We start from the raw sequence: 8,736 nt of genomic DNA, 5'->3' as shown, positions 1-8,736 counted from the left end.
GGCGCGGCGGGCGGCCGGGGACGGGCGCACCGGGGCCGGCCCGGCGGGCGGACCCTCGGTGCGGCGTCCTCGGCGCCCGGGTGCGGGCTCGGTCAGCCGGCGGATGTGCCGCCGTGGGATTTCCGGCCGGAGGATCTGTGGCCGTGGTGGGGGGCGAGCGACATGACGGCTCTCGGCTGTACGACGAAGGGACGCATCATCATCATGTCCTCGTGCTCGTAGACGTGGCAGTGGTGCATGAACCGTCCGGGCGGCCCGTCGAAGGTGGCGCCGACGGTGATGAGCTGGGCGGGCGCCAGCGAGATGACGTCCTTGGGGCCCTTCTCCGCTGCGGTGAGGGGGAGTTCGCGCAGCCGGCGGATCGGGGTCGTGGTGCCCATGCCGTAGCCGCCGCCGTCCAGTTCGAAGGAGGTGAAGGAGCTGACGTCGTACACCTCGCGGCTCAGCCCCTGGAAGGCGACCGAGTGGAGGTGCATGGGGTGCGGGAAGGCGCCTTCGGACTTCTCCAGGCTCAGGAACCTCCACCGTTCGGTGGCGCCCGCGGCGACGGTGAAGCGCACCGGGTCCTCGAAGGTGGCGGCGACCCGCCGGAAGGTGCGTACCGTGCCGTGCTCGTCCTGGATCTGGACGATCCCGTCGATGGGCAGCGGCCCTTCGGGGGGTTCGGTCTCCTCCATCTCCCAGAGTTCGGGGTCCTTGGGGTAGACGGGGGTGACGACGACGAGGCGTTCGGGGGCCGAGGCCGGGGGGCGGACCGGCTTGAAGGAGGTGGCGAGGCGGTTCGGCGGGACGAACGTGCCGTGTGCCGCCCGTGAGGCGACGCGGAACTCCATCAGGTCGGGCCGGGCTCCGGGCTCCGGGAGGGCGTTGACCAGGCGGAGCCGTCTGCCGCGCAGGGCGGTGAAGTCCACCAGGAGGTCGGCGCGTTCGCCGGGGGTGAGCGGTACGCCCGCGGTCACCGGGTCGGGCTTGGGCAGCAGCCCGCTGTCCGTACCGATCAACCGGAAGGCGCTGGAGGGGAGTTCGCGGCCCGACTCGTCGAGGATCTTGAGCAGGTAGGGCCGGTTGTTGGAGGCGTTGAGGGCCCGGAACCGGTACCACCCGGCGTCCACGTCCAGGTGCGGCCAGATCACCCCGTTGACCAGGTTGAACGGTCCGGTGAACGGGCGGACCAGCTCGTAGGGGTCGTCGGCGACGACGATGCCCTTGTAGAGGAGGTCGCCGGTGAAGGCCCCGTCGGCGTCCAGGTCGAGGTTGCGGTCGTAGATGACGAGCGGGATCTCCCGGTCCCCGGCGGGCAGGCGCAGGCGCCGCTCCTCCTCGTCCCTGATCAGGTAGGCGCCCGCGCCGAGCCCGGTCATCACGTTGAGGTGGGTGATGTGCATGGCGTGGTCGTGGTACCAGAGCCCGGCCGCGGGCTGGTCGTTGGGGTATTCGGCGAGCTGCGCCGAGCCCGGCAGCACGGCGTTCTCCGCCCAGCCGTCGTTGCCGCCGCCGGTGACGGCGCCGTGCAGGTGCACCACGGCCCAGGGCGGCAGGGCGGCCACGTCGGCGCGCGGCGTCGCGCCCTCGCGCCCCGGCCGGTCCCACATCAGGGGGAGTTCGGGGTCGTAGGCGAACGGGACCCGGACGGCCGGCAGCGGGTAGGCGCCGGTGAGGTCGTTCTCCCAGGCGATACGGAGCCGGCTGCCGCGCCGGGCCTCGATGGTCGGGCCCACGTGGGTGCCCTCGTAGGTCCACAGCCGGGTGAAGGGGAGGCTGCGGTGGAGCCGTACGCGGGCCGAGCGCATGGTGACGGTGAGCTCCCCCTTACGGCCGCTCAGCACCCGGGGGATGGGGAGCGGGTCGAGGAAGGGGGTGAGCGTGCGGGCCGCCTCGGCCGCCCTGCCCGCCCGCCTCGCCGCTTCCCCGGTGAGCCGGGGGCCCGCCTCGCGCGCCTCGCGCAGGGCGTCGGGGAGGTCGTCGAGCGGGGTGCCGTGGGCCGCGGTCATCAGGGCGGGCCGGGGCGGGGCGGTGGCGGCCAGGGCCCGGCCGGACCCGCCGGTGAGGGCGAGGCCGGTGCCCAGGGCCGCCCCGGTGCTCACCAGTCCGGCTCCGATGAGGAACCCGCGGCGGGCGACCGGGTGCGGCGGCTTCGAGGAAGGGCTCATGTCGGATCGGCCGCCATGCTCTCTATCAGGCTCTTGGGCCGCAGGTCGGTCCAGTTCTGCTCCACGTAGTCGAGGCAGGCCTGGCGGGTGTCCTCCGGGTGCGCCACGGTCCAGCCGGCGGGCACCTCCGCGAAGGAGGGCCACAGGGAGTGCTGCCCCTCGTCGTTGACGAGCACCAGGTAGGTGCCGTTCTCGTCCTCGAACGGGTTGGTCACCGATCCTCCTTTAACTTAGGTAAGGCTACCTTTACTTCAACGGTAGCGACCCTACCCACGTTGTTCTCGGTTGACTCATCGAATCCCGCAACTCCCTTGAGCATCAGGAGAATCGCTGGCCGAAAATGAACGCTGTGATTCCGGTCGGCCGCTCACGCGGTGCCGGTGCCGCGCCGCTTGAACAGCACCCAGGCCAGGTAGACCCCGCCCAGTACGGCCGTGGTGACACCCACCGGCAGCAGGTTGTTGCGCTGGGACTCCTCGACCACCTGGATCCAGCCGATCTTCCCGTCGGCCCACACCAGGGCGGTGAAGAACTGGCTGGAAGCGAGGTGCGCGGCCGACAGCAGCCCGGCGCCCACCGCCCCGGCGGAGAGCAGACTGACCCCGGGGCTCCGGCTGACCATGACGGCGATCTGGGGGGCCGCCAGCGCGATGAACGGGATGGGCCCGGCGCTCGCCACGGCGACCCCGCAGAGCCCGATGCCCAGCACGGTCAGGGCGAGCCGCGAACGGTTGACCCGGACACCCAGACCGGTCGCCAGGTCGTCGCCCAGCTCCATCATCCGCAGCCGCCTGCCGAACAGCAGCGCCAGGGGCAGCAGCACCACCAGCGCCACCGCCATGGTCTGCACCGAGCTCCAGCCCCGCCCGTTCAGCGTGCCGACGAGCCAGATGTGCGCGTTCTGGGCGTCGTTGAGCGAGGACCTGGTGAGCAGGTAGGAGTTGACCGAGCCGAGCATGGCGGTCACGCCGAGCCCGATGAGCACCAGCCGGATGCCGTGCAGCCCTCCCCGGCTCGCCAGCACCGAGACCACCAGGGCGGTGGCCAGTCCCCCGGCGACAGCCCCGGCCGCCACCGAGGCGGCGGCCCCGCCGAACGTCACGATGACCAGGATCGCGCCGGTCGCCGCACCGCTGTTGAAGCCGATGACGTCCGGACTGGCCAGGGCGTTGCGGGAGACGCTCTGGAAGATCGCGCCGCTGATGCCCAGCGCACAGCCGACCAGGATCGCCAGCAGCGCCTGCGGCAGGCGTTCCTGGTTGACGAAGTGGACGGCCAGCCGGTCGCCCGTCCCGTGGAACAGGGCGCGGACCACCTCGGGAACCGTCACCGGGTAGGCGCCGACGCAGAGGCTGACCAGCAGGAACACTCCGGCCAGCAGCAGCGAGCCGACGACCACCGCGCCGGTCCGCCGGTGCATCCGGAAGCTGACCCTCCCGGCCCAGAGCCGTACCGGCCGGGAGGAGTCCGTGGTGGGCCCGGCCGCCTCACAGGCGGGCCGGATCTCGGTCGTCGTCACAGCGAGGTCTCCTTGCGCCGGCACACCATGGCGATGAAGACCGGTGCGCCGATCACCGCCGTCACGGCGCCGACCTCCAGTTCGTCGCCCGGCAGCGCCACCCGGCCGATGATGTCGGAGACCAGCAGGAGGACGGGGGCGAGCAGCATCGAGTACGGCAGCACCCAGCGCAGGTCGGGCCCGGTCAGCCAGCGCGCCACCAGGGGGACGACGAGGCCGACGAAGGCGATCGGCCCCGCCGCCGCGGTCGACGCGCCGCACAGCAGGGTCACCACGACCACGGCGGCGATCCTGGTCCGGACGATGCGCGCGCCGAGCGCCCGGCCCAACTCGTCCCCGAGGGCGAGGGAGTTGAGCGAGCGCGCCAGCAGCAGCGCGATCACCAGACCGACGGCCACGAACGGCAGGAGCTGCACGACCAGCGCGGGTTCCCGTCCGGCGAGCGAGCCGACCATCCAGAAGCGCAGGTAGTCGTAGGTGGCCGAGTCGAAGACGGTGAGCCCGGCGATGACCCCGCTCAGGCTCGCGCTGACGGCGGCCCCGGCCAGGGCGAGGCGTACGGGGGTGGGCCCGGCCCGCCCGGAGGCTCCCAGGACGTACACGATGACGGTGGTGAGCGCCGCGCCCGCGAAGGAGAACCAGACCAGCGAGCCGAAGCCCGCGAGGCCGATGACGCCGATGCCGAACACCACCGCGGCGGAGGCCCCCGCGTTCACGCCGAGCAGCCCGGGGTCGGCCAGCGGGTTACGGGTGACGGCCTGCATCACCGCTCCCGCCACGCCGAGCGCCGCGCCGGTCATCAGGCCGACGAGGGTGCGCGGCAGCCTCAACTGCCGGATCACGTCGGTCGTGTAGGAGCCGTCGTCGTTCCAGATCGCCGTCCACACCTGGCCGAGCGAGGTGTCCTTGGCGCCGATCCAGGTGCTCAGCGCGACGAGGAAGAGCAGGAGTGCTCCGAGGACGAGCAGTCCGCCGCCGCGCAGGACGTGACGGACGGGGGTGGGTTCCTGGTGCTTGCGGACCGCCGGAACCGGGCGGCCCAGGGTGGACTGACCGGGCACTTCTTCCTCTCATCCACCCGTCCGGCGGCCACCGGGGGCGACTAACGCCCCGCGGGCACCACGTTCCGGGGCCTTGCGTCCGGACACATCCGACAGAGCCATCGCAGCCGTCACAGCCCGAGGTCGCTGAGGCGCGCCTCGTACCGGATGGTGAGGTCCTCGGGCTCGTCGGCCGGGTCGTCCCAGAGAGCCACCAGCTCGGCCCGCACGGCGTCGGGCAGCGCCTCGTACCGCTCGTTCCAGCTGTCGGCGTCCGGGATCCAGTAGCCGACGACCTTGAACCGGGTGGCGGGCAGCCCCAGCTCCTTGCGGAGGTAACGGCGTACGCTGCGCAGTGCGTTGGTCTCGCCCGCGACCCAGACGTAGCCGCCGGTCATGTCCGTGCCGGGCGGGATCGCGGCGCTCACCAGCTCGGCCAGCCGGCTGGCTCCGTGGCCGTTGCCGCCGTAGGTCCAGGTGACCTTGGTGCCGGGCAGCGGCTGGACGGCCTCCGGTCCCGGCAGTTCCACGACCACGCGGGTGGCCACCTCGGCCGGGGTGTTCTCCAGCAGGCGCGCCACGGCGGGCAGCCCGGTCTGGTCGGCGATCAGCACCTGCCAGGCGAGATCGTCCGGGGGGCTGTAGAGGCCGGTCGGGTCGTTCACACCGAGTACGTCGCCGGGCTGCGCACCGGCCACCCAGGTCGACGCCACGCCGTGGTCGTGCAGCACGAAGTCGACGTCGATCTCACGGCTCTCCGGGCGCACCGCCCGCACGGTGTACGTCCGCATCGGGGCGACGGGCCGGCCCTCGGGTGTCTCCCAGCCCTTCTCCGTGGTGATGGGCAGGGAGACGTCCCCGCGGTCGGGGCCGTGCGGGAAGAACAGGCGTATGTACTCGTCGCCGACCCCGGTGGACTCGAAACCGGCGAGCCCCTCGCCGTGCAGCGTGACGCGGGTCATCGTCGGGGTGAGCGGCTGGACTCGGGCGACGACGGCTCGGTGGATCGTCATGGGCACTGCCCCTTCGTACGCGGTGGTCGGCCTGGTCGCGGGGGCGACAGGGCGCGGAAAGGTCCATCGGATGCGGCTCCGAATTGACTTAGGTCAGCCTAACCTTCCATGGCGGGTAGTTCGATACCCTCCTCCAGGATGAAGCCGCAGGACAGGCGGGCCGGGGCGGCTCCGGCCGTGGCGAGGCCGTTCACCGTCCCGTCGAGATAGGTGCGCGGTGGCCCTGCCGCCCCCTTGCACCCGTGCCCCTCACGCACGACGACGGCCCCCGGCCGCGGTGCGCGGGCGGGGGCCGTCGTGGTCGGGGCCGTGGCCTCTCGGGGCCGTCAGGGGTCGGTGTCTTCCGGGCTGTCAGGAACCGGTGTCTCCCCGGCCGTCAGGACTCGGTGAGGACCGCGTCGATCTCGCGGAGGAAGTCCTTCAGGTCGTCGGGGGTCCGCGAGGTGATCAGCGGCCAGCCGCCCTCGTCGTCGCGGACCACCGACGTGTCGACCCAGGAGCCGCCCGCGTTGGTGATGTCGGTCTTCAGGGACGCGTACGAGGTCAGGGTCTTGCCCTGGACGTAGCCGCCCTCGACGAGCGCCCACGGGCCGTGGCAGATGGCCGCGACGGGCCTGCCGGACGCCGCGAACGAGCTGACGATCCGGGTGGTGGCCTCCTGGAGGCGCAGCGTGTCGGCGTTCAGCGTGCCGCCCGGGACGAGCAGCAGGTCGTACGCGGCGGGGTCGACGTCCGCCAGTGTGAGGTCGGGCCGCACCACGTCGCCGGGGTCGCGGTCGCCCACGAGGGTGCGGATCTCGTCGTCGGAGACCGCCGCCACGCTCACCTGGGCCCCGTTGTCGCGCAGGTGCTTCACGGGGACGACGAGTTCGTCCTGCTCGACCCCGTAGTTGGTGACGATCGCCAGGATCCGGCGGTTGCCGAGATCGGTGGTGGCCATGTGCTGCTCCTTTCCTCACGTGCTCATGCGGTCGGTCGTTCCTCGTTCGTCGCGCTCATCCCCCCGTGATGCGGACGCACTCCGCGACGGTGTCGCGGAGGCTTCCGGTCCGGTCCAGGATCTCGCGCTGGACCCTGGCCCCGTTGCCGCGCCGCTCCAGGGCGGCCAGCGCCTTCTGGGCGGCCTTCAGGTCGCCGCTGTCCTCCAGGGCGTCCCGCACATGGGCCACGAGCGCCTGGAGCACATCTGCCGCGGGCTCGGGCTGGAGGGTGCGGGGGTGGATCAGCCGGTCCTCCAGCCCCGAGCGGGCCGCCTGCCAGGACGCCACCCGCAGCAGCGCCACGCTGGTGTCCGGGGCAGGCTCGCCGGCCCGCCATTCCCGCGCGGCCGTCTCCACCAGCGCCCGCACCAACGTGGCCAGCAGCACCGTGTCCGCCGGGTCCAGGCAGACGTCCGCGATCCTGACTTCCACTGTGGGGTAGGTGTGCGAGAGGCGCGCGTCGAAGTAGACCATCCCCTCGTCCTTGAGCACGCCGGTGGAGACGAGCGCCTTCACCTGCTCGTGGTAGCGCTCGGCGGATCCGTGCAGCTCGACGGGGCCGGCCGACGGCCACCTGCCCCACACCCGGCTGCGGTAGCTGGCGTACTGGGTGTCCTGCGCCTGCCAGAAGGGGGAATTGGCGCTCAGGGCGAGCAGGACCGGCAGCCAGGAGCGCACCCGGTCGAGGACCGCGACGCCCTCCTCGTCCGACGCGACGGACACGTGTACGTGGCATCCGCAGGTCAGCTGCTCCTGGGCGGTCAGCCCGTAGCGCTCCGCCATCCACTCGTACCGCTCCCCCTTCCCGATCGTCGGGCTGACGCGGAGCGGCGAGGTCGCCAGGGCCGCGACGGAGGCTCCCACGTCGGCGGCGTGGCGGATCGCCTCGGCGCGCCACCGGTGCACCGCGTCGGCTATCTCGTCCATCTCGCGGCAGGGATGCGTGGCGAACTCCAGCTGCTGGCGGTGGAGCTCCGGCTCGAAGGCCGACTTGCCCTCCGCGTCCCTCTCGGCGAGGGCCAGCACGGCCGTGGAGAGCGCACGCGCCTGCCCGCTCTCCGGGTCGACCAGCAGCAGTTCTTCCTCCACGCCCACGGTCCGCACCGCGGCGCCCGCCTCTTCGGTGAACATCCGGAGATCAGGCCGAGAGGATGGAGTCGTCCTCGGGGCGGGCCCCCGGCAGCCCGTGCCGGGCGGCGACCAGCGCGCTGTCGACGTCTCCCGTGCCCGTCGAGACGCAGAGGGTGTAGGCGACGTCGTCCATGCGCTGCCGCGCCTCGGTGGAGCCGCTCTCCGCGTGCAGCAGGCGCAGGGCCTCGTACTGTTCGACGAGATTGCGCAGAACTGTGGGGTGGGCCATCAGCATGCGGGGGATCCTTCCGCGCGGTTCTTCGTGTGAATGTCGTGTGTCCGGGCTGTGTGCTCAGGCACAGCCCGAGTACCCCCGCCTGCTCCGGCCACACCCGCTGGTGTGCGAAGTCTCCTCGGCCCCGTCCCCGGTGAATCGTTCCTTCGGGGATGGGTACCCAGCAGGGCGAACCATTCTTCCCCGGACACTCCGGGGCAGCACGGAAGGAAGCTCTCATGACCGACCGCAGGCCGGAAGGCACCGCCTACACCGGGGCTTCCGGCAGCCCGCCTCCCGTACCGGCGGACATGCCGGACCAGCAGAACCAGGAGGGGGAGGACCCCCTCGACATTCCGGTGCCGGAGCGGGTCGCCCGGGAGAGCCGCGAGAACGGTGACGGGGACGACCTGGACGAGGCGGGCTCCGGCCGGAAGAAGCCGCGCAACGCCGGGGCGCACCCCGACAGGCATCCGACACCGGACGAGTCCCCGGGGTAGCCGCCCGGCGCGGACGTGCGAGTCATACCTGCGGGACGCGGCGCGTCCCGAAACGCCCTCGGGCCCCCGGGGCGCCGTAGGTGGCGGGGGGCCGCGGGGTGGTTCCACCCCGGAACCGCGGGGGGGTGTGTATGCCGATAGGAGAATCGGCGGGTGAGGTGAGTAATGGTGAAGTTTACTGTATAAAAT

At 72.3% G+C, this 8,736-nt stretch carries 9 protein-coding genes; 1 reads left to right on the top strand and 8 read right to left on the bottom strand.

All coding sequences use genetic code 11. From position 1 onward, the window contains the following. Nucleotides 1-92: 92 nt before the first annotated feature. From AB0917_RS32220 to AB0917_RS32185, 8 genes are all read right to left on the bottom strand, one after another. Nucleotides 93-2,150 carry a multicopper oxidase domain-containing protein gene (locus tag AB0917_RS32220; protein WP_366823254.1) on the bottom strand — a complete coding sequence of 686 codons (2,058 nt, stop codon included), beginning with the start codon at nt 2,148-2,150 and terminating at the stop codon, nt 93-95. Further along, a complete protein-coding gene (locus AB0917_RS32215) occupies nt 2,147-2,365 on the bottom strand; it encodes an MbtH family protein (protein WP_018512889.1) in 219 nt (72 codons plus the stop codon). The genes AB0917_RS32220 and AB0917_RS32215 overlap by 4 nt, the downstream gene beginning before the upstream one ends. 152 nt (nt 2,366-2,517) lie before the next feature. Then, complete coding sequence (locus AB0917_RS32210) at nt 2,518-3,669, bottom strand: iron chelate uptake ABC transporter family permease subunit (RefSeq protein WP_366823253.1); 1,152 nt, start codon at nt 3,667-3,669, stop codon at nt 2,518-2,520. Further along, the gene (locus tag AB0917_RS32205; RefSeq protein ID WP_366823252.1) at nt 3,666-4,730 is read right to left on the bottom strand and encodes an iron chelate uptake ABC transporter family permease subunit; all 1,065 of its coding nucleotides are present in this window, start codon (nt 4,728-4,730) and stop codon (nt 3,666-3,668) included. The genes AB0917_RS32210 and AB0917_RS32205 overlap by 4 nt, the downstream gene beginning before the upstream one ends. A 110-nt stretch (nt 4,731-4,840) precedes the next feature. Then, a complete protein-coding gene (locus AB0917_RS32200; protein WP_366823251.1) occupies nt 4,841-5,722 on the bottom strand; it encodes a siderophore-interacting protein in 882 nt (293 codons plus the stop codon). Nucleotides 5,723-6,098: 376 nt separating this feature from the next. Continuing rightward, a complete protein-coding gene (locus AB0917_RS32195) occupies nt 6,099-6,662 on the bottom strand; it encodes a DJ-1/PfpI/YhbO family deglycase/protease (protein ID WP_366823250.1) in 564 nt (187 codons plus the stop codon). A gap of 55 nt (nt 6,663-6,717) precedes the next feature. Further along, nucleotides 6,718-7,833, bottom strand: coding sequence for a glutamate--cysteine ligase (locus AB0917_RS32190; RefSeq protein WP_366823249.1), 1,116 nt, complete (start codon nt 7,831-7,833; stop codon nt 6,718-6,720). 7 nt (nt 7,834-7,840) lie between these two features. Then, on the bottom strand, nt 7,841-8,068 hold the full coding sequence (locus tag AB0917_RS32185; protein WP_366823248.1) for a DUF5133 domain-containing protein: 228 nt from the start codon (nt 8,066-8,068) through the stop codon (nt 7,841-7,843). A 218-nt stretch (nt 8,069-8,286) separates the two neighbouring features. Between AB0917_RS32185 and AB0917_RS32180 the strand changes: the two genes are divergently transcribed. Further along, on the top strand, nt 8,287-8,547 hold the full coding sequence (locus tag AB0917_RS32180; protein WP_366823247.1) for a hypothetical protein: 261 nt from the start codon (nt 8,287-8,289) through the stop codon (nt 8,545-8,547). Nucleotides 8,548-8,736 lie beyond the last annotated feature (189 nt).

This window comes from Streptomyces sp. NPDC007346 (assembly GCF_040703535.1).
In the GTDB taxonomy this organism is placed as follows: Bacteria; Actinomycetota; Actinomycetes; order Streptomycetales; family Streptomycetaceae; genus Streptomyces.
This window is presented reverse-complemented; position numbering and strand designations above follow the sequence as displayed.